The sequence below is a fragment of the Thermoflexibacter ruber genome (assembly GCF_900113045.1).
Classification (GTDB): Bacteria; Bacteroidota; Bacteroidia; order Cytophagales; family Thermoflexibacteraceae; genus Thermoflexibacter; species Thermoflexibacter ruber.
In genome coordinates, this window is record NZ_FONY01000011.1 from 44,916 (window position 1) to 66,838 (window position 21,923).

General features: G+C 38.4%; 17 protein-coding genes. 9 read left to right on the forward strand and 8 right to left on the reverse strand.

From position 1 onward, the window contains the following. Window positions 1-38 precede the first annotated feature (38 nt). From BM141_RS07690 to BM141_RS07695, 4 genes are all read right to left on the reverse strand, one after another. A complete protein-coding gene (locus tag BM141_RS07690; RefSeq protein WP_091542773.1) occupies window positions 39-725 on the reverse strand; it encodes an MORN repeat-containing protein in 687 nt (228 codons plus the stop codon). Next, complete coding sequence (locus BM141_RS22550; protein WP_143090844.1) at window positions 691-954, reverse strand: hypothetical protein; 264 nt, start codon at window positions 952-954, stop codon at window positions 691-693. The genes BM141_RS07690 and BM141_RS22550 overlap by 35 nt, the downstream gene beginning before the upstream one ends. Window positions 955-978: 24 nt before the next feature. Next, window positions 979-1,218, reverse strand: a complete 240-nt coding sequence (locus tag BM141_RS22555; protein ID WP_143090845.1) for a porin family protein — start codon at window positions 1,216-1,218, stop codon at window positions 979-981. Window positions 1,219-1,288: 70 nt separating this feature from the next. Next, complete coding sequence (locus BM141_RS07695; protein WP_143090846.1) at window positions 1,289-1,849, reverse strand: hypothetical protein; 561 nt, start codon at window positions 1,847-1,849, stop codon at window positions 1,289-1,291. A 500-nt stretch (window positions 1,850-2,349) separates the two neighbouring features. Here BM141_RS07695 and BM141_RS07700 point away from each other — a divergent pair, with 500 nt between their 5' ends. The 3 genes from BM141_RS07700 to BM141_RS07710 all read left to right on the forward strand — a co-directional run bounded on the left by BM141_RS07700 (window position 2,350) and on the right by BM141_RS07710 (window position 5,364). Further along, the gene (locus BM141_RS07700) at window positions 2,350-3,936 is read left to right on the forward strand and encodes a DEAD/DEAH box helicase (RefSeq protein ID WP_091542778.1); all 1,587 of its coding nucleotides are present in this window, start codon (window positions 2,350-2,352) and stop codon (window positions 3,934-3,936) included. Between the two features lie 102 nt (window positions 3,937-4,038). Then, a complete protein-coding gene (locus tag BM141_RS07705) occupies window positions 4,039-4,668 on the forward strand; it encodes a hypothetical protein (RefSeq protein WP_091542781.1) in 630 nt (209 codons plus the stop codon). A gap of 30 nt (window positions 4,669-4,698) precedes the next feature. After that, the gene (locus tag BM141_RS07710) at window positions 4,699-5,364 is read left to right on the forward strand and encodes an NUDIX hydrolase (RefSeq protein ID WP_091542784.1); all 666 of its coding nucleotides are present in this window, start codon (window positions 4,699-4,701) and stop codon (window positions 5,362-5,364) included. A gap of 33 nt (window positions 5,365-5,397) precedes the next feature. Here the strand turns inward: BM141_RS07710 and BM141_RS07715 are convergent, their stop codons facing one another. Both BM141_RS07715 and BM141_RS07720 read right to left on the reverse strand, forming a co-directional pair. Then, window positions 5,398-7,200 carry a glycosyltransferase gene (locus BM141_RS07715; RefSeq protein WP_091542787.1) on the reverse strand — a complete coding sequence of 601 codons (1,803 nt, stop codon included), beginning with the start codon at window positions 7,198-7,200 and terminating at the stop codon, window positions 5,398-5,400. A 118-nt stretch (window positions 7,201-7,318) separates the two neighbouring features. Further along, a complete protein-coding gene (locus BM141_RS07720; protein ID WP_091542790.1) occupies window positions 7,319-7,723 on the reverse strand; it encodes a DUF1573 domain-containing protein in 405 nt (134 codons plus the stop codon). A 130-nt stretch (window positions 7,724-7,853) separates the two neighbouring features. Here BM141_RS07720 and dinB point away from each other — a divergent pair, with 130 nt between their 5' ends. Next, window positions 7,854-8,924, forward strand: coding sequence for a DNA polymerase IV (dinB, locus tag BM141_RS07725; protein WP_091542793.1), 1,071 nt, complete (start codon window positions 7,854-7,856; stop codon window positions 8,922-8,924). 30 nt (window positions 8,925-8,954) lie between these two features. On the opposite strand, the gene BM141_RS07730 is transcribed toward dinB, so the two are convergent. Next, a complete protein-coding gene (locus BM141_RS07730) occupies window positions 8,955-9,815 on the reverse strand; it encodes a hypothetical protein (RefSeq protein WP_091542796.1) in 861 nt (286 codons plus the stop codon). A gap of 224 nt (window positions 9,816-10,039) precedes the next feature. Between BM141_RS07730 and BM141_RS07740 the strand changes: the two genes are divergently transcribed. From BM141_RS07740 to BM141_RS07755, 4 genes are all read left to right on the forward strand, one after another. After that, on the forward strand, window positions 10,040-10,918 hold the full coding sequence (locus BM141_RS07740) for an ABC transporter ATP-binding protein (protein WP_245764013.1): 879 nt from the start codon (window positions 10,040-10,042) through the stop codon (window positions 10,916-10,918). A gap of 88 nt (window positions 10,919-11,006) precedes the next feature. Beyond that, the gene (locus BM141_RS07745; protein ID WP_091542806.1) at window positions 11,007-16,340 is read left to right on the forward strand and encodes an AAA family ATPase; all 5,334 of its coding nucleotides are present in this window, start codon (window positions 11,007-11,009) and stop codon (window positions 16,338-16,340) included. A gap of 102 nt (window positions 16,341-16,442) precedes the next feature. Then, window positions 16,443-19,247, forward strand: a complete 2,805-nt coding sequence (locus BM141_RS07750) for an alkaline phosphatase family protein (protein WP_143090847.1) — start codon at window positions 16,443-16,445, stop codon at window positions 19,245-19,247. Window positions 19,248-19,276: 29 nt separating this feature from the next. Beyond that, a complete protein-coding gene (locus BM141_RS07755; RefSeq protein WP_091542808.1) occupies window positions 19,277-19,894 on the forward strand; it encodes an NUDIX hydrolase in 618 nt (205 codons plus the stop codon). Between the two features lie 4 nt (window positions 19,895-19,898). On the opposite strand, the gene ribD is transcribed toward BM141_RS07755, so the two are convergent. Continuing rightward, entirely contained in the window at window positions 19,899-20,939 is a 1,041-nt protein-coding gene (gene ribD, locus BM141_RS07760) for a bifunctional diaminohydroxyphosphoribosylaminopyrimidine deaminase/5-amino-6-(5-phosphoribosylamino)uracil reductase RibD (protein ID WP_245764014.1), read from the reverse strand. A 106-nt stretch (window positions 20,940-21,045) separates the two neighbouring features. Here ribD and BM141_RS07765 point away from each other — a divergent pair, with 106 nt between their 5' ends. Then, entirely contained in the window at window positions 21,046-21,918 is an 873-nt protein-coding gene (locus tag BM141_RS07765; protein WP_091542810.1) for a universal stress protein, read from the forward strand. Window positions 21,919-21,923 lie beyond the last annotated feature (5 nt).

The window sequence follows — 21,923 nt, forward strand, 5'->3', positions numbered from 1 at the left end:
ACAAAAAATAAATGAAATAAAATTTTGTATCAAGAGTTTCATCTTATTATCTGGTCATCTTTCCACTCTCCATTGAGTTTCTCCTTTCCATTTTTATCGAGTACCTTTCCTTTTCCGTGTCTTTTATCATTTCTCCAATAGCCCTCATACCTTTCTCCATTTTTCCAAAAATAGATGCCAAAGGCATTTCGCTCATCTTTGACAAACTCTCCTTCGTATTTTTCTCCATCAGCCCATTGGTAAATTCCTTTCCCTTCTCTAAAATTATTTTTCCAACTGCCTTCGTAAATCGCACCTGTTTCTAAAATTCCGATACCTTGTCCGTTTGCTTTTCCATTAGCGACCTCTCCTAAATAAATGACTTGCTTGCCTTTGGAGTTTTTGAATCGCAATACTTCTTTTTGAGGAACAGGAATATTAATGAGGCTATCTGCTATTTTTAGTTCATTGTTCATCTGGTGGAGTGCAATTTGCAAAGAATCAATAAAATGCTGGTTTGCCTCTTCTTGTATTTTTTGAGATACTGCCATTTCCCATATTTTTTGCTGATTCACCCTAATAAAACTCTGATAATTGGCTAATTCTTTTTTAAAGTGAGCAAGCAAAGCATGATGGCTTTCTACTTTTTCTTGGGTAGTTTGGTGCGCCTCCTGCCTTTTTTCTATAAGTATTTTTGAGTTTGGATACTCCTTAGAGTGCTTGGTATTTTTGCAAGGCTTGCTCAAAATTCCCTTCTATAAAGTCTTCATCAGCTTCTGATTTTTTGCTCAAATATGCTAAATCAACTCTATTTTTCTCTTGCTCATTTTTTAGCTGTATCCAATCTTGGAGAAGGGCTGAGTAAGAATTGTATAGCATCAGGCTTGAGATACTCAGTCCAAGACAGATGATAACCAATAATATTATGATGCTGAAACGATGCCTGTCTATTGGTTTTTTTATTTTTTCAAACATATTTTTCTGGTTTTATTTTTTTGACTAATCGCTAAATCTCACAGGTTGTGCTTTGCCCTTTCGCACACCCAAAAGGCTGATTTGGTCTATATAAGCCTCTATCATCAGTCCCTGCCCATGGTCAAACTCTATGCCTGCTGCTCCTCTGGTTCTGAACCTATTTACGTAGCGAATTTCTATGCGCGCAGCATTCAAAAAGCGATAGCCAATGCCTACATAAAGTCGGTTTTGGTTAAAAGTATTGTAGGTTACATTTTTGTCGATATTTAACCAATTTCATTAGAAATCGCTACATAGAGAATATTATTGGCGTAAAAATCTGCCTTATTGATGCCTATTCTGATGCGATAACGGAAGCAAAACCTATTGAAATAGAGGTAGTTATCTTCGTTAGGGTTGTATTGCCAGCGCAGTTCGTACCTGTATCGCCAAGTGTGCATAATTTACCCTCCCAATTGTTTAATGTGGTGAAAGAACAAAAAGTAGTACGCCATTCGTGGTAAGGTCGTCTTTGAAAGTCCTCTATTTTCCCAGTGTATTCATGCGTATTCATGTAGCCAATGGGAGAAAGAGAAAAACGAGCATAAGAAGAAAACTGATAGTGAAACCAGGGGCAAATACTCTCTCGCAAGCGTTCTTGGAACATATTACCTTGATTGAGAGCGTTTTTGCGTCTATATACGAAATCTAAACCCACCCCAAAGCGATTATTTTTGTCTAATTGATTGATTTCAAACTTGTACCAGAAAACTCGATGAGGATAAACGATTTTGCCACTTTGGGCAAAAGAGGTTTTATTTAAAAAGAGAAATAACTTGATTAACAGACACTTAAAAATAGTTTTTTTTATGGATGCGTATTTTAAAAATTGCTGATTTTCAAGGTGAATCGCCAAAAATACGATTTTTTTAATTAAATTTATAGGGGTAAAGAGCATAAGCTACATTAACCTTTTGTTATGTCTTTAAAATATATCTGCCAAATATTGGTTTTGTCGTTTTATTTGTAGAACTTTGCACCTGCAAATAGAAATGGTAGCCGGATATTTTTGAAAATCAATTAAATATAATGTACTTGTCAAAAATATCAACGATAATATTCCCTCACTTTTGTATGCTGTTGTATCAGCAATTTATACCTTTTGGCTCGGTAGAAGTGAAAAAAATATTATCTCCGAGAATCTTCCTTCACTCATTTGCCAGTTTAATAATTTCTTATTTTAAAAAAATCAAAAATTAGTGCTTAGGTTTTGATTGGGTTTCCTCGAATAGGCGTTTCCTTTTAGCCAATATTGATGCTAACAGGGGTTAGCAAGCTTTGTATAAAGGTATCATGATATAAGGAAGGCTTATTGCTCGTGAATTTAGATAAACTAAAAGCACTGACACATCATTCATGGAAAATTTAACCTTTGAGGAGCTTGGCTTATCAAGCGAAATCATGTCTGCCGTAAGCGAAATGGGCTTTATTTCGGCAACACCTATTCAATCACAAGCTATCCCCGCCGCTCTTGCAGGACGCGATGTGCTTGGGCAGGCACAGACAGGCACAGGAAAAACAGCTGCTTTTGGCTTGCCCTTATTAGAAAAAATAGACCCTACACTCAAAAAACCGCAAGCAATGGTGCTTTGTCCAACCAGAGAGTTGGCAGTACAAGTGGCAGAGGAATTGAAAAAATTTGCTAAACACATCAAAGGCTTGCACATCGTAGCTATCTATGGGGGCGATTCTATGGAGCGTCAGTTGAGAGAGTTGCGTAGAGGGGTGCAGGTAATCGTAGGTACACCGGGACGTATGATAGACCACTTGGGGAGAAATTCTTTTAGTACAGAAAATATTGATACTGTCGTGCTTGACGAGGCAGATGAGATGCTCAATATGGGCTTTGTGGAAGACATAGAGCATATTTTTGAGCAGTTGCCAGAAGAAAGACAGACACTATTGTTTTCTGCAACTATGTCCCCCCCCATTTTAGCCTTGACCAAAAAATACCTGAACAATCCCGTCAATATCAAAGTAGCTAAAAATGAGGTAACTTCTAATTCTATCGCTCAATACTATTTTGTGGTCAAAGGCAATCAGAAAATCGAGGTCATGGCAAGATTGATAGAACTGCACGACTTGAAACTGATGTTGGTATTTTGCAATACAAAAAAGCAAGTAGATGAATTAGTTGCCCAGCTCCAGCAGAAAGGCTTAGAAGCAGAGGGGATTCATGGAGATTTGAAGCAATCTCAGCGCACCAACGTCATGGCAAAGTTCAGAAATAGCACCGTAAATATCTTAGTTGCTACTGACGTAGCGGCAAGAGGCATAGATGTAAGCAATGTAGATGCAGTTTTCAACTTTGATATTCCTATGGACAACGAATATTACGTACACAGAATAGGAAGAACAGGCAGAGCAGGAAAAAGTGGAATGTCTTTTTCTTTGATTACTCCGCGTGAAATCAGCAAAATAAAAGAAATAGAGCGTTATACTAAATCTACGATTGAGAAAGGCAATATCCCAAGTGCAAAGGAAATACAAACTGTTCGCCAACAACGCTTTGCAGGAAAGCTAAAAGAGGAAATCGCCAAAGGAGAATTAGAAAAGTTCCTTCCCGTCATCAATGAGCTGACCAAAGAAGGAGTTGAAATCCAACAGATTGCGGCGGCATTGGTACGCATGAACTTAGGAGAGATGCGTCAGTTAGAAGAATTGGAAAGTAATGTGGCAGAGGTAAGTCAGTTCAATAATATGCCAAAAATGACTCGCTTATTTATCAATATTGGTAAAAAGCAACGCATCAGCAAAGGCGACATCTTAGGAGCAATCGCAGGAGAAACAGGCATCAAAGGCAAAATGATAGGAGAAATAGAGATATTGGAAAAGTTTTCTTTTGTAGAAGTGCCTGATAGCGAAGTCCGTAGAGTAATTAAAATCATGGACAACAACACTATCAAAGGGAAAAGAGTAAACTTAGAGATTGCGAAAAATTAACCTTAAATAAACGTATAAGGTTTTGCTGACCTTATACGTTTTTATAAATAGCAAATTATTATTTTTGCTTAAAAAAATCATAGGACTAAAATTTGGAATATCATGAAAAACATAAGTTTCCTATTAGTTTGTGTGATTGTCTGCTGGGGCTGTGCCAAAAAGACAACTACAAGTAATACCACTAAGCAAGAAAATAAAAAAGAGGAGGCAAAAGTGGTAGAAAGCAAGACTGATACAAAAGAAGATAATAGCGGAGGTTTAAGACCTAATATTTCTTTTGTAAACACTGATGAAACTGAAATTGTTACAAACTATACATGGGCAAAAGTAAACTATATTTATCAGATAACCAAAGACCTAAGAAGAGCAGACCTCTACGATGTAACGATTAAGAAACCTATTACAGGCAAAGACATTGGTGGACACCACACAGCCTTTGTAACTTCTATGAGTACCAATAAGACTAATGATAAATATACCGTCAAAGTCAGATTTGCCGAGAAAAAGTCTGAGTATGAATGGAAACCCAATCCCGCTTCCTACATAGATTGTATTTTTGATTTACAAGCTGGAACAGTTACTTACAATTTAGTAGGTACACATTGGCAGAAATTCCAAAAGAATAATAATGTAATTAAAAATATTCCAAGTGGGAGTTTTTCTTCTAAAAAAGCCATGTCTATAGCGGTTGAGCACATCATCGCTAACTATAATGGGGCTTTTGACCACTAATTTTTAGAAAAGAAAAATTTTTACCTCACCATGCAAATATTTACTAACGAAGTATTAATCAATATTTTTGATGAGCCTTTGGAGTTTAGCGAGGGAGTATATGCTAAGGCAAGCACCGCAAGCGAAATCATTAGGGTTTATGAGCAGATTAAGAGTGCTATCACACCTCTTAGCAGGCAATATCACTTTGAAGTAATAGACTATGATAAGGTTGTTCAGGACTTCAAAAGTCATTTCAAAGTCATTAAAGCGGCGGGGGGCATAGTTACTAAAAAAGATAAAATATTGTTTATTAAACGCTTAGGGAAATGGGATTTTCCCAAAGGGAAGATAGATAAAGGAGAAGAAGAAGAAACTGCGGCGGTTCGAGAGGTAGCAGAAGAATGTGGGGTAAGTACGGTAATAAAAAGTAAAATAGGAACTACTTGGCATACGTATCTACAAGGAGGACAAGATATTTTGAAAAAAACAGTGTGGTTTGAAATGGAATGTGTCGATGATACTAATTTAAAACCACAAATAGAAGAAGATATTTCTGCAATCGCATGGGGCAAACTTTATAAGGCAGACAAGTATTTAGCTAATACTTATCAGTCTATTCGCTCTATTTACCAAAAGTTTTTGATGAAAAAAATGAAAAAACTGTTGAAAGCAAACAAGAAGCAAAATAAAGAGGCTTCCCCTTACATAGCATAGCTGTCCTTATTTTGCTTGCTTATGCTTAAAAAATTATCTCCTGTCCATGGCTAAGCGGTAGGCTCTGTCATAGTAGATACTCAAATTTTTCCAGTCAAATTCTACTGAGGCAGCTTCGGTTCTGTTCCTTTGGCTGATTCTCTCGCGCCTTGATTGCTGCACGAAAGCAAACATTTGTTCTGTGAGTTCATTAGCTGCTTCATCAAAACTCTTATTATGGCGTTTGACTACATACATTCCTTTATTTTGGTGGTCGGGAATATTTTTAAGTACATAATCGCCAAAGCCAGACAAATCGCTGGTGATAGAAGGTACGCCACTTGCATTGCATTCCAAAGGTGTATAGCCCCAAGGCTCATAGTAACTTGGGAAGACCCCTAAGTGGCAACCGCGAACAAACTGCCCGTAGTCCATGCCAAAAAGAGGACTGGAAGTAGTAATAAAATCGGGGTGATAGACAATTTTTACTTTATCATAGGCATTATTTACCAAGTGTGCCGCCCTAAGGAAGTTCAAAATTTCATCTTTGGCATCATCTACCAAATTATGAGTAACGACTATAGGAAGTTGCGAAGTACGCCACGACTGTACTGCTCTACGCAAACGCAATTTCCAATAATCATCTATAAAATCGTTTAACGCAGGAAGTTTGGGAGCGACTCCTGCATCTACCTCATAAAACATTCTTTCGCCTACTTGCTTGGTAATTGCCTCACAGGTTTGTCTAATTTCTTCTAATAAAGCTCTGGATTGCAAGGCATTAGGATTGATACTATAGTAAGGTCTTTTAGTAACAAAAAACATCACCACAGTTTTATCTATATTATATAGTCGCATTAACCCGTTGAGCCTTGCCAAAGCCTCCAGAGTCAGGTCAAAACCTTTATTTTTAAACTCATATCTTCCTGAGGTAAAAAAATACAGCGTTTTGTCTAAATCAAATTTATAATTATGGAAAAAATGCCCCATGACAAACTGATTGATTTGCTCTTTGTATTCTTTGTGGAGATTCTGAAACTCATGCAAAGCAACAAAGCGTTCAATGTTGAGTCCATTAGGAAGAATCAGGTCGCACTTGCGTCCTAAGAGGTAAGTACATTCTTGGTCTGTAACCTCACTTACGGTGGTAAATACATGAGAGCCGTGTGCGGCAGCTCTTTCTATGGCTACCGAAGGTTCTATATTAAAATGTTTGGATTCTTTGACCCAATCGTAAAAAGGCAGATGGTTGTAAAAATTGGGGTCATTCATTGCCAAGTAACGTCCTAAAAGTGTAGCATGAGTAGTAAAAACGATTTGCACTGGTAGTCCCATTTTTCGCATCTCGGGTATAGGAGTTCCTGCCATCCATTCGTGAAAGTGTGCTATTAAAGGCTGTTGGGTGGTTTCGCCGTCAGCTAAAAATCGGAAAAACTCTTTGACCAAATAGCCAAAAGCGACTACTTGGTCTATCAAATCTACGTCATTGGGCGTACCAATGCCATGATGTTCCCAAAGTTCATATTTGATATGTCCAAGCCTATTGTAAACGCTAAAAGGATTAAAAAGAGCCACCAAAGGTTTCCCTGTTACTAACCATGAACCATAATGCACCTCAAAACCTGCTTGGCGCATTTTGAGTACGGCTTTGCCAAGAGGGTGGCTATAGTCATCGGAAGGCTCAAATTCAGCCAAGACATTAGGGGACATATAAGGACCGAGTAGGCAGTATCTGCTCCCCCACTTATCTACTGTTGCTGGGACTTTGCTGCGAATCACGGTATAAATACCTCCCACTTGGTTGCAAACTTCCCAAGCAGTTTCTATCAAGAGGGGTTCAGTTTCGTTGATTACCATATTTTATGCTATAAAATTAGAAGCCAATTCATAAGTTTTATGTTCTCGATGTGAATTTTAAATAAAATCTTTGAATTGTGCAATATATAAGCATAAATTAATTTTTTATCCCCTTTTTTTACTCTCCGCTACCTTCTTTTTTACTCTTTTTTTCTACTACCTCTCCTTCTATTTTTAGCCAAAATACCTGGTTGTGGTCTGTCATCACCGTAACTGTCTTGCTGAACTCGCCCCAGCGACCTTTAGGGGCAAACTTCACAGTAATCTTGCCTTTTTCCTGAGGATTGATAGTTTCTTTTGACCAGTCAGGCGTAGTACAGCCACAAGAGGGTTGCACCATGACTATTTTGGTAGGTTTGAAACCATTGGTGTATTCAAAGTCTATGCTTACTTCGCCCCCTGACTCCAGCACTTCACCAAATTGATGAGTTACCTTTTTGAACTCTATTTGTGCGAAGGCACTATCAATAAGAGCCAATATGCTAAACAGTACAAAAACAAAACAAAAATGTAATTTTTTCATAGTTCAATTATTGGGAAAATTAGCTTACAAAGGACAAAATCTATGCGAGAAAATATACAAAATTTGCGAATTTATTTTTTAAATTGGTTTATTATTCGGTAAAATTTAAACTAAGAATCTATCATAAGTGATGCTTCGCAAAATCATTCATATAGATATGGACGCATTTTTTGCTTCCGTGGAGCAGAGAGATTTTCCACAATATAGAGGAAAACCTTTGGCAGTAGGCGGAGCGGGAGAGCGAGGAGTAGTAGCCGCTGCAAGCTATGAGGCGCGTCGATATGGAGTCAAATCAGCGATGTCATCTAAAATTGCGCTGCGAAAGTGTCCACACCTGATTTTTGCCAAGCCAAGATTTGATGTATATGCCTCTGTTTCTAAGCAAATTAGGGCTATTTTTTACGAATATACTGACTTAGTAGAGCCACTTTCGCTTGACGAAGCCTACTTGGATATTACTGACAATAAGTTCAATAATCCTTCTGCGACCTTAATAGCCAAAGAAATCAAAGAAAAAATTAAAGCACAAACTTTTCTTACAGCTTCGGCAGGCGTATCTTACAACAAGTTTTTAGCGAAAGTAGCCTCAGATATGCAAAAACCTGACGGGTTGACGGTAATCACTCCAGATAAGGCAGAAAAGTTTTTAGAGGAACTGCCCATAGAAAAGTTTTATGGCATTGGCAAAGTTACTGCTGAGAAAATGCAAAAGATGGGCATATATAAGGGAGCAGACTTGAAAAAAATAGAGAAAAATGTTCTTTTAAAACAGTTTGGCAAATATGGGGGAATGTATTATGATATAGTGAGAGGCATAGATGAAAGACAGGTCAGCCCTGACCGCACCCGAAAGTCTTTGGGCATAGAGCATACTTTTCATAAAGACTTGGACAATTTGAGAGAAATGTTCGAGGCACTTAGCGAGCTTGCAGACCTTTTTGTAGATAGGTTGCGAAAGAGTAATGTTTATGGCAGAACTTTGACCTTGAAAATAAAATTTGCTGATTTTGAGCAGATTACACGTAGCAGAACTGTATCTCATAAACTTACCAACAGAGAAATTATTTATAGGTTGGCAGAGGAACTGCTCATTCATGCTATTACTGACCAAGAGGTAAGTATTAGACTATTAGGGCTTTCTGTGTCTAATTTAGATGAGCCAGAAATAAGCAAAAATGGACAGTTAGCTTTTACTTTTTAGCTATCGCGTTTTTATACTTTTTTATATTCCTCAATTTACCTTTCTATTCAGCATTTCAATTTGAGCAAGAAGCCCTTTTGTATCAAAATTGTGTTTTTCACAGATGTCAATAGCTTTCTTATAAAAATCAATCGCTTCTTTGTAATGTTGTTTTTTCTTTTTTCCATTGAATAGCCCAGAGGTTTTGTCGCCTGTTTGCTCTTCTATTTTTGCCTTCGCAATCAGTTCATTGACTTGGGCTTGGGCTTTTTCTTCCTCTATCTTTTGAGCGCGTACTTCTGCTTGCCTGAGTTGCTCTTGGGTACTTTCTAATTCTTGACTTTTAACAGAGATAATTTGCTCTTTATGAGCAGTTTCTGTTTGTAGCATGTTTACTGTAATCTTCAGTTCTCCTAACTCCTGTCTTAGAAGAGCTATCTCCTGCTCTTTCATTCTGAGTTGCACTTTGAGTTGCTCTATTAGTTTTTTTAATCCCAAGTTGTTGAGTTTAGTAGTAGGAATAGGAGGGCTTTGGATATTAGTTTCAGCAGATTGGGCTTCGTTGGTAGTCTGACGATTTTGCTGAACGACCAATTTTTCTTCCAATAAGTTCACCTGCTCTTGAGTACGTCCTAAGAGAGCTTCCATCTCCATGAGTTTCCTACGCATTTCTGTAATGCCTACGTTCCTCACTTTTTTCCTTTTCTCCTCGTTCAAATCATTTTGTAAGATACTAATAGAATCCAAGTAATTAGCCACTACTAACATCAAAGAATCGTTCTTTCTTTGGAAATCCAATTCTTTGGGAGAAAGTCTAAGTAAAGCATCTTCTATCTTTTTCTCTGCGTTTTCTTCAGTTTGGCAAGCCAGTAAGCATAATGAGAAAGAAAAAAGTAAAATTGTATTTTTCATGGATTGTAGGTTTATCAAAATAGAGAATAGCACTCAAAGTTCTAAGCAAAAAATTGACCTACAAAAATACACACCTTTTGAAAAAAATAGCAGTAATTTGGAAAAAAAGGCTAAAAATTACGATGATTTGAATAGTTTTCTTAAATTTGAAATTAAGTATTTTTGCCTATTAATTACTTAAACGCTAACGAATAACCTTTGTGAATATTTTGCAAGTTAAAAATGTGGTAAAGCAATATGCAAATCATACCGCATTGAATAATGTAAGCATCAATGTATCTAAGGGAAGCATTTATGGTTTACTCGGACCTAACGGCGCAGGTAAAACTTCCCTAATTCGGATTATTACTCAGATTACTGCTGCCGACAGTGGAGAAATACTTATGCACGGCGAGCCGCTTACCCCAAAGCATATCCAAGACATAGGTTATATGCCTGAGGAGAGAGGACTATATCGCAAAATGAAAGTAGGAGAACAGTTGCTATACTTAGCCCGCTTGAAAGGGGTAGGGCTGGCAGAAGCGAAAAATCGGATTAGAGACTGGCTCAGACGGTTGGATATTGAAAGTTGGTGGAATAAAAACGTAGAAGACCTCTCCAAAGGTATGCAGCAAAAGGTGCAGTTTATTGCCACTGTCTTGCATCAGCCAGATCTGATTATTTTAGACGAACCTTTTTCAGGCTTAGACCCTGTAAATGAAAATATTATTAGAGATGAAATTTTAGCACTAAGAAAAAAAGGCAGTACGATTATCTTCTCTACGCATCGTATGGAAACAGTAGAGGAACTCTGCGACGAGATTACTTTGATTAATAAAGCTCAAAAAATATTGGAAGGTAAAAAAAGACTTATCAAAGAAGATTATAAAACACATACTTTTTTAGTAGAAACTGTGGAGAAACTTACGCAAGTATCAAATCAGTTCAGATTGATAGAGTCAAAACCAAATGAAAATGGTAACTTTGTAAGTCGAGTCAAAATTTTACATGGGACTAATAACGAACTCATCAATGAAATTATGCGATATGCCAATATAATTTCATTTAAGGAGGAACTTCCAACCATGCACGATATATTCGTAGAACTCGTGAAAGGAAAATAAATTTACCTATACCTTAGATAAATATCTTGTCTTATTATTTTGATATAGCTATTTTTTTTTATAAAAAAAGTCAAAGTGATTTACACTTATGCTTCCGATAAGTAGCCAATTGCTGTACGATGGGAATTATTCTGCTCTGTATTTTCAGGTAGCCTCTGAGAGTACAAAACCTTGCCTCATAAAGGTACTTAAGAGTAATCAGGCGCATGCCTTAGAAAATAACCAACTTAGTAATGAGTTGATGATGACTCAGTTACTCCATGAGGTAAGTGGAGTACGGAAGGCTATTCGGAAAGAAAACGTCAATGGCTATCCTGCCATACTGTTAGAGTATGTGCAGGGCATAACTGTTAAAGAGTTTTTCGCAAGCAGTAGAAACTCTATCGCTACTTTTTTAAAGGTAGCTATCCAAATTGCTGATACACTTGCTCAGATTCATCAGTACAATATCATACACAAAGATATTAACTCGAATAATATCATTTATAACCCACAAACCAATGAGGTAAAAATTATAGACTTTGGAATCTCGACCAAGATGAGCCTCAAAGCTCAGCACTTAGGCAACCCAAGCAAGTTAGAGGGAACGCTGGCATATATTTCTCCAGAGCAAACTGGAAGAATGAATCGTACAGTGGACCACAGGAGCGACTTGTACTCTTTGGGAATTACTTTTTTTGAGATGCTTACAGGAAGATTGCCTTTTGAAGTAGATGACCCTATAGAATTAGTGCATTGCCACATCGCTAAAACACCACCCAAAGCGAATGATTTGGATATACAAATTCCAGAAGTAGTAGCCCAAATCATACAAAAACTTTTAGCCAAAAGCACAGAGGCTCGTTATCAATCAGCCTTAGGACTGAGAAATGACTTAGAGATAGTCCTTAAATCCATAGAAACTAATGCAGACCTCCCCGCCGATTTCCAACTTGGTCAAAAAGATTTCTCTGCTAAATTCCAAATTCCACAAAAATTGTATGGAAGGGAAAAAGAAATCGCCGAGTTACTTTTGACCTACGAAAGAGTAAGTGAGGGGAGTACAGAAATACTGTTGGTGAGCGGAGCGTCGGGAACGGGAAAATCACAGCTTATCCATGAAATACACCCAGCTTTAACTGCTAAAAGAGGTTGGTTTATCGAGGGCAAGTTTGAGCAGTTTCAGAAAAATATTCCTTATAAGGCTTGGATTCAGGCTTTTGAGGATTTTGTTAGCCTTTTGCTTACTGAAACGGCGGAAGCTTTGGCAGATTGGAGGCAGAAAATATTAGACGCAGTAGGGGAGAATGCCAAATTGCTGACTGATTTGATTCCTAAGTTAGAACTAATTATAGGGGAACAGTCGGCATTAGCAGATTTGGAAGCCGCAGAAGCACAAAGCCGCTTCAATCATGTAATCCAACATTTTGTCAAAATTATTGCTCAGCCTGCACATCCCCTGGTGGTATTTTTAGATGATTTGCAATGGGCAGACATTGCTTCTTTGAACTTATTGGAACTTCTGTTAAAAGAAAAGCAAGTCAATTATTTGCTACTTATTTGTGCTTATCGAAGCCAAGAGGTTTCGCCTTCGCACCCTTTCATGATGGGAATAGAAGAAATCAGAAAAGCACAAGTACCAATCAACGAGTTACAAATTCTTCCACTTACCCAAGCCAATATCAACGAATTGTTAGTAGATACGCTTGGCAGTTCTTTGGAATACACAGAGCCACTTGCTAAGTTGATTTATGAAAAAACACAAGGCAATGCCTTTTTTGTCAATCAGTTTTTACAAAGTTTATACGAACAGGAGTTACTCTCTTTCAAAATCAAACAAACACCCTACGGACAAAAAGCGGCTTGGGAATGGGATACTTATTACATACAACAGCTCAATTTTACAGATAACGTCATTGACTTATTAGTAACTAAAATAGAAAAACTGCCCCCAACTACCCAAGAAACCATAAAAATTGCGGCTTGCTTAGGCAATCGCTTCGATTTGCATACTCTTGAACTGATTAGCAAAAAAAATAGTGAGCAAATCAATCAAGATTTAGAAAGTGCCGTTGCAGAAAATTTGATTTTACCTACCGATTTTAATAATTATAAATTTGCTCACGACCGTATTCAGCAGGCTGTTTATTCGCTCATTAGTGAAGAAGAAAAAATACAAACCCATTTTAATATTGGGAATGCCCTTGTTGCTTCTATGGACAAGGAAGAGCAAGAGGAAAACCTTTTTGAGTTGGTCAATCAGTTAAATTTAGGAATTAGCCTAATTACTACCCAAAAGGAAAAAGCAAGGCTGGCACACCTCAATTACCAAGCGGGTCTGAAAGCAGAAGATTCTACTGCTTTCGAGGCTGCTTTTGATTATCTCAAAAGCAGTATCAGTCTATTAGAGCCAAGTTGTTGGGAAAAAGATTATAGTTTTACCTATCAAGTTTATAAAACTGCCGCTCAGAATGCTTTTTATTGCAGTAAGTTCAAAGAGGCAAACGAAATAGGGAAAGGTATATTAGCTCATGCGAAGAATGTAGTTGAGAAAGCACCTATCTATGAAATCCAACTCAAAGCCCTACTTTCTCAGAATCAAATAGCCCAAATGCTTGACCAAAGCATAGAAATACTGAAAGAGTTTAAGATTCATCTACCACGCAAAGCCTCTAATTTAGATATAGTTAAGAGTCTAATCTCTTTAAAAATGGCTATCCGTGGGAAGACTCCGGAGTCTTTTGCACAGCTCCCGCCTATGCAAGACGAAACAGCGAAGGCTCTTATCAGATTATACGAAGCGATAGGACAAGCCGCTTATTTTGCAGAGCCTACACTGCTGGCAATCATCATTTTTAATCAAGTCAAGTTAGCAGCAAAATATGGCAATACAGAGGATACGATTTACTCCTATGCCTCTTATGGTTTATTGCTTTGTGGGGTATTGAACGACATAGAAACTGGCTATCGCTTTGGGAAAGTGGCAGATAAACTGTTGGTAGAGTGGAAAGTAAAACGCTTAGAAGCAAAAACTGCTTTTGTCAATAACTACTTTATCTACCACTGGAAAGAGCCTCTGCAAAACTCCGCCAAGGGTTTGGAAAATGCCTACAAAAAATCCCTTGAATATGGTTTAGACCCTCTTTTTACCGCTTACTGCATCACTCTTGCCGATGTGCTTTACTTCATGTCGGGCAAATATCTGCCTGATTTGCAAAAACAAAGTGCAGAAAGTGCCAAAGTTTGCTTAAAAGTAGGGCAGGAGCAGTCTTATCAACACTCATTAACTTTGCAACAGTTAGTAGCTAACTTAGCCCAAGAAACTGACAACCCCACAATTTTAGCTGGTAATTTCTACCATTCAGAAAATAACAAGGCAAAGAGAGAAGCCTCCAAAGACCAAGCACACATTTTTACAGTACTGTTTGATGAGATGATATTAAGTTATCTTTTTGGAGATAATGAAAATGCTTGGAAAAATAGTGAGGAAGCACGAAAAAATATGGGAACGGCTATGGGGTCGCCTTTTTTATACTTTTATTATTTTTATGACTCGCTTATTATTCTAAATAAAAAAGAGCGAAGTAAGAAAGAACTTAGCAGAATAAGACAGAACCAAAAAAAGTTGCAAGTCTGGTCTAAACTATGTCCTAACAATAGTTTGCAGAAATATTATTTGGTAGAGGCAGAGTTAGCCCAAGCCGATGCCAAGCCAGAACTTGCGAAACAACACTACGACAAAGCCATTTCCTTAGCTAATAAGCACCAATTCATCAACGATGAGGCTTTAGCATGGGAATTGGCAGGCAGATTCTACATAAACACTAACGAAACCTATTTGGCTAATTTTTACTTACAAAATGCTGTCCGTTGCTACGGAGCTTGGGGAGCATTAGCGAAAGTAAAGCACTTAGAAAATCAATATCCACAAATCAGCCAATTTACCGTCAAAACAGCCACCGCTACTACAAGTAAAACCATTACGCTCTCTAAAAGTGCTACTATTACAGGCAGTATGAGTATGCAAGGCACAGTAACGATGAGTTCTGTCTTGGATATGCGAAGCATCATCAAAGCCTCTCAAACGCTTTCTGGAGAGGTAGTTTTGAGCAAGCTATTAGAAAAGATGCTCCAAATAGTCATGGAAAATGCAGGAGCAGAGTTTGCGGTACTCTTGCAAAGAGCGGAGGGAGGGCAGTTCAAAGTGATAGCAGAATCCAATGGAGTAGGCAACTACCAATCTATAGACCAACTCCCCATAGAAGAATATGGGAGAATTGCTACTTCTATAGTGAACTATGTAATTCGCACCAAAGATTCGGTAGTATTGAATAATGCGGCAGAAGATAAAAAGTACAATACCGATGCCTACATCAAAACCCATCAGCCCAAGTCAGTACTTTGTTTCCCAATTACTTATAAGGGTAGAACCGCAGGAATTTTTTACTTAGAAAATAACTTGGTAGAGGGCGTATTTACGGCTGACCGATTAGAAATCTTGAAGCTACTCTCAGCCCAAATTTCTATCTCCTTAGAAAATGCCTTGCTCTATGAAAACTTAGAAGAGAAAGTAAGAGAAAGGACTAAAAAACTCCACGAAAGAAACGAGGAAGTCAGAGCGCAGGCAGAAGTCTTAGCCGCAACCAATAAGGAATTAGACAGTAAAAATCAAGCAATTACCGCAAGTATCAATTATGCGCAGAGGATTCAATCGGCAATGCTTCCTTTGGCAGAGGACTTTCGTAAGTACTTTCAAGACCATTTTATTCTTTTCCGCCCAAGAGATATAGTCAGTGGAGATTTTTATTGGTTAGAGGAGAAAGAAGGTAAAATCATCGTATCGGCAATAGACTGTACCGGGCATGGGGTACCAGGGGCTTTTATGTCTTTGATTTCTGAGGCAAAACTCAATGAAGTTATTAACTTACAGCATATTACCCAAGCAGACGAAATTCTTAATACCCTGAACAGACAAGTAAAGGTATTCCTCCAACAAGATGAAACCAATAACCGCGACGGTATGGATATGGCGATTTGCATTATAGACAAGCAAGCCCAAGTCATGGAATATGCAGGCGCAGGTAATCCACTTATCTATATACAAAATGATGATGCTGGCACACCCCAATTGCACTACATCAAAGCAGATATTTTCCCTATTGGAGGTTTTAATAAGAATACTTCTTATACATTCAAAAGGCATTTGATAGATATTTCCGTGCCAACTACTTTCTATATTTTTTCTGATGGCTACCAAGACCAATTTGGAGGGATAGAAAGACGCAAGTTCATGACTAAGCGTTTTAGAGAACTACTCTTTGAGATTCATACCCAGCCTATGCAAGAACAAAGAGCCATACTCAATAGCACCTTAGAGGCTTGGATGCAGGAGGGAAATAGCTCACAGGTAGATGATATATTGGTGATGGGCTTTAGAATTTAGCATAAAAGCCATAGTATTTATTCATCATAAATTCATGCTTGCATAACCTAAATCTCCTCTATTCTTGCTTTATTTGGGTTCAAACTCAAGCCCTTCAAAAGTATGAAAAATAGTTATTTTTTGCTTTTTATTTTTTTATTTCTTGCTTCGTGCAGTACAAGTAATGATAATGAGCAAGGACAGTGGATAGCTTATGCCCCTGCGGGTAGCGAATATGTGAGAATAGATAAAAATGGAAAAACTATTTTGCCCAATGGGAGATTTATTACGCCACTTGGGAAACAAATAACGACCGCTCCCCATCCTTATGGACTTATTCTCAGCCCAGATGGAAACATAGCTGTAACTGCTAACTCAGGAACTTCACCTTTTTCTATTACTGTAATAAAAAATCTGCTGAGCGAGAATCCTATCGTTCAGCAAATTCCCGAAGGAGCAAAAACTGATGAAGGTATTTTAGAAGCCGTTTTCATGGGCTTGGCGATTTCTCCTGATAACCAAACGCTCTACGTAGCAGGTGGAGAAACCAATAAAGTATTTATTTTTGACTTGAATACCAATCAGAAAAAGGGAGAAATCAACTGTGCGATGAAGATAGAAAATGAAGATTTTACACATGGTTATTTGGGAGATATGATTTTGAGCAAAGACGGAAAAACGCTCTACATAGTCGACCAAATCAACTTCCGCCTGATTATCATAGATACTGAAAAGCAAACTCTTATAGCCAATGTTCCCACAGGGCGTTATCCTTTTGGCATAGCACTCTCCCCTGACGAAAAGCAAGCCTATGTTGCTAATGTGGGAGTTTTTGAGTACAAATTCCTTAAAGATGTAGATTTGAAAGATTTGAAAAATACTTCCAGACCTTACGCAAGCACAGGCTACAACACCAAAGAAATGCGAGAAGGTAATGACTCTCTGGGTATCCCTCCTCTTGGCGACCCCAATGCGCCAGAGGCTTTTTCTATTTGGGCGATTGACTTGGCAAAAAAAGAAACTACTGCCAAAATCAAAACGGGCTACTTGGTAGGGCAAAAAGTAGAGGACTTCCCTACAGTGGGTGGTTCCAGCCCAAACTCGGTGGTAGCTACCGATAAGTATGTATTTGTCAGCAATGGGAACAATGATTGCATTTCTGTTATTGACATCAAAACTAACAAAGTAGTCAAAGATATTTTCCTTGTGCTTGATGAGCGATTAGGCAATTTGCGAGGAGTCATTCCCTTTGGCTTGGCTCTCTCTCCTGATAACAAGCGATTGTACGTGGCAGAGGCAGGCATCAATGCAGTAGGGGTAATTGACGTAGAAAGTTTGAAACTGTTGGGTCATTTGCCCGTAGGCTGGTTTCCTTCTAAACTCAAAGTAAGCAATGACGGTAAAAAACTCATCGTTGCCAATGCCAAAGGATACGGAAGCGGACCTAACGGGGGAAAAGATTTTCAAGCAGGAGCAGAGGGAAGCTACATCGGTGCTTTGATGAAAGGCACAGTATCTATTTTTACTATCCCTCAAGATATTGAATTAGAAAACTTTACTAAGCAAGTGGTAGAAAATAATTTTAAATTTGAGAAAATAACTAATCCCTCTGAACAAGCCAAAAAGCCTACTCTTAACCCCATTCCTCTCTATTCTAAGTATTCTGAATCACCTATCAAGTACATCGTCTTTATTTCCAAAGAAAACCGTACTTACGATGAGGTTTTTGCCCAAAATACGAATGGCAAAGGCGATACTACTTTGGCGCGCTTTGGGCTTAATCGTACTTTTGCCAATAGAAAAGGGGACTTGAAACTCTCAGGAGTAGATGTCATGCCCAATCACCATGCCTTAGCAAAGCGTTTTGCTATGTCCGATAATTTTTACTGCGACTCTGATGTATCAGCCGATGGGCATAGGTGGCTGGTAGGAACTTACCCTAATGAATGGGTGGAAACCAGTACTGCCGCCGCTTATGGGGGGAAACGCAGTATGAGGATAGATTCTAAGGCAAAAGGAAATTTGGCTTTTGTAGGGGCGGCAGGAGCAATTTTCCCCGAGGATTACAACGAGGCAGGCTCTATTTGGGAACATTTGGACAGAAATAAAATTGATTTTTTCAACTTTGGCTTTGGGGTAGAAATGGGAAGTGCCTTGTATAGCGATAGCACGCTCAAATATGGCGGAGTAAAGTATATCGTGAACTATCCCCTGCCTGAACCTCTTTTTGCAAAAACTTCCAAAATTTATCCTACCTACAACATGGCGATTCCTGACCAGTTTAGAGTTGATATATTTAAAAAGGAATTTGAAGAAAAGTGGCTTAGCACGAACAAGCCCCTCCCCCAAGTCCTGACCATTATCATTCCCAATGACCATGGAGCGAGAGAAAGACCTCATGCAGGATTTCCTTTCTTAGAAAGCTATATGGCGGATAACGACCTTGCGATAGGCAGGATAGTGGAGTATTTGTCCAATACACCTTATTGGAAAAATATGGCAATCATCATCACGGAAGACGACCCTCAGGGAGGACGCGACCATATAGACGCACACCGCAGTATTCTTATGGTGATTTCTCCCTATACCAAGAAAAACTATGTAAGCCATATACATTATAGTTTTGGTAGTATCTTTAAAACATTTTGGCATATCTTGGGCTTGCCCTATTTGAATCAATATGATGCTGGGGCTACCGACATGTCTGATATGTTTACCTCTGAGCCTGACTTTACGCCTTACAAAGCACTGCCCATAGACAAATGTTTGTTTGACCCTCAAAAAGCCCTTGACCCCTTTAACGAAAAATTTGACTGGAAGGCTTTTGAGGAATCAGAGGAAATGGACAAGGTAGAGGATATGCAAAGGCGAAGCAAAGAGGAAGAACAACTTAGCGTACCAAAGAATCAAGAAAAGAAAAAACAGTAAGAACTTTCAATAAGCTATAAGAAAATATTATGGAAAACAAATGGTTAGCTTATATCAAGCGTATCCATGCACTTAGCCAAATAGGGTTAAATTTTACTCAAAGCCATTACGACCGAGATAGGTATGAGGAACTCTTAGACCTCAGCCTCCAAATGATGCAAGACCTCACAGAGGTACCTCCTGAAAAAATCAAACTACTTTTTTCAGAAGAAAAAAACTATCTTACTCCTAAAACAGACGTAAGGGCAATAGTATTCCAACAGAAGCAAATACTTTTGGTGCAAGAAGCTATAGACAACCGCTGGTGTCCGCCGGGCGGGTGGGCTGATATAGGCTACTCGCCGGCGGAAGTAGCCGTCAAAGAAACTAAAGAGGAGGCAGGTTTAGAGGTAAAGCCTATTAGGTTGTTAGCTGTCTTAGATAAACAAAAGCAAGGACACCCCCCTTCACCTTTTTATGTTTACAAGCTATTTATTCTTTGTGAAATTATTGGAGGGGAGTTGAGAAGCGGAACAGAAACCAAGGGAGTAGGATTCTTTGCCTTAGACCAACTTCCTGAACTTTCTCAGGATAGAATCTTGCACTCGCAGATAGCACTCATGTTTGAGTTTTTGGAAAATCCTGAAAAGCAGACTGTTTTTGACTAAGGTTTTACCACTCGTCCCCCCTTCTAAAAATGAGTAGGTCATTGTCTTGTATAGTAGCTCTATCAAAAAGTATCCCTCTAATTTGAGGGGCTTTGATGCCTTTTCCAAAGCAAATAGCTGTTCGGAAAACCCGAATCTCGTCCCATAAATCATTTTCTAACAAGGAGTTAATAAGTCCACTGCCTCCCTCTACCAGTACTGATTGTATGCGTTTGGCATAGAGGTTTTCTATTACTTGCTTGATAAAGTTCCCTTCTTTGATTTTGATATGCTCTACGTTGGGGCTGATATTATCTTTAATCGAGTTATAGCAGATAGTAGGCTGTTTACCGTCAAAAAGATGTAGATGTGCGGGAAGTCTTAGATTTCTGTCTATGACTATCCTAATAGGGTTGCGTCCTGTCCAATCTCTTACGTTAAGCTGGGGGTTGTCGTAAAAGGCAGTATTAGTCCCTACCATGATTGCATCTTCTTCACTTCGCCATTTATGCACCAATCTTCTTGATAGCGAATTGCTTATCCATTTAGAGTCATAATTTTCTCTAGCAATATACCCGTCAGCTGTTTCTGCCCACTTCAAGATAATATAAGGACGCATACGTTTCATAAAGGTAAAAAAACGCTTGTTGAGGCTTTTCCCTTCTTTTTCCATAATCCCTATCTGGACTTCTATGCCAGCATTTTTGAGTTTTTGAATGCCTTTGCCCGCAACAAGTGGGTTGGTATCCAAATTGGCTACTACTACTTTTTTGATTTGATGCTTGATGATTAAATCGGCACAGGGAGGAGTCTTCCCAAAATGAGAGCAAGGTTCTAAATTTACATAAAGAGTTGATTCAGAAAGTAGTTCTTTGTTTTGTACCGAATGAATTGCATTCACCTCGGCGTGAGGTTCGCCGTATTTCTGATGATAGCCTTCTCCTATGATTTTGTCTTGATAAACAATTACACAACCTACCATAGGATTAGGGCTGACCTCTCCCCGTCCATGGAGGGCTAACTCCATAGCCCTGTTCATATACAAAGCATCTTTATCTAATGACATTTCAATAAAGCAAAAAATGACTTTTGAACTGCAAAGTAAACAAGTAATATTTTAGTTTTTGAAATCTATTTGCCAATTTTGTAGTTTAAAGTTTTATCCGTTTTATATGAAAACTATTTTAGTTCCTACTGATTTTTCTCCCCATACCTTGCAAGCCATGAAGTTTGCAGTGCGTATGGTTGCTAACAGAAAAGATGTAAAACTTATCTTCTTCCATGCTACTGAAACCCAAGTACCCGAGAGAACACCGCGCAATGTGTATCGCGATTTGGTAGAGTATGAACTTACTCAAAATTGGGAAAGGCTGCAAAATTTGAGTCAAAGGGTTCTGAACCGCTTGGGGTTAGAAAGACCACCTTTTGAAATTGATTGGATAGTAAAGCACGGAGAGTTTTTAGACAATGTATTGCACACTATCAACGAGCAAGCAGTAGATTTGGTCATTATAGGAAAATCAAAATCCAATGGAATACAGCGTTTCTTTTATGGAAGCGAGTCAGCTAACCTTTTGGAAGAAGCCCCTTGCCCTGTGCTGATGATTCCCAAGAAATGCAAAATAAAAACAGTAGAAAAAATAAGCCTTGCTTCTATTACTTTGCAGGTAGATAGCTTTTTCCAAGATTTGCTCGACTTTGCCAAGTTTTTTAACGCAAGGATAGAGATTTTCCACTTGCACAGCTCGATTACTGATGTAGAAGCCTTTGATAAAGAGGGCTTTTTAAAAAATATAAAAGAAAAATATGGATATGAAAATATAGAAATGACTTTCGTAGCTACCGAAGACCAAGACGAGGAGATAGCAGAGAGCATAGAAGAATACGTAAACTATAGTAAACCTTCTATGCTGAGCGTAGCAAGTTATGAAAGACCTTGGTATGAAAAACTATTTAATGCCAGCATTACCAAATCACTTGCTTTTGAAACAAAAGTTCCCCTGTTGGTTTTGAAAAAAATAGCAGAAGAAGAAAAACAATCTTAGCCTAT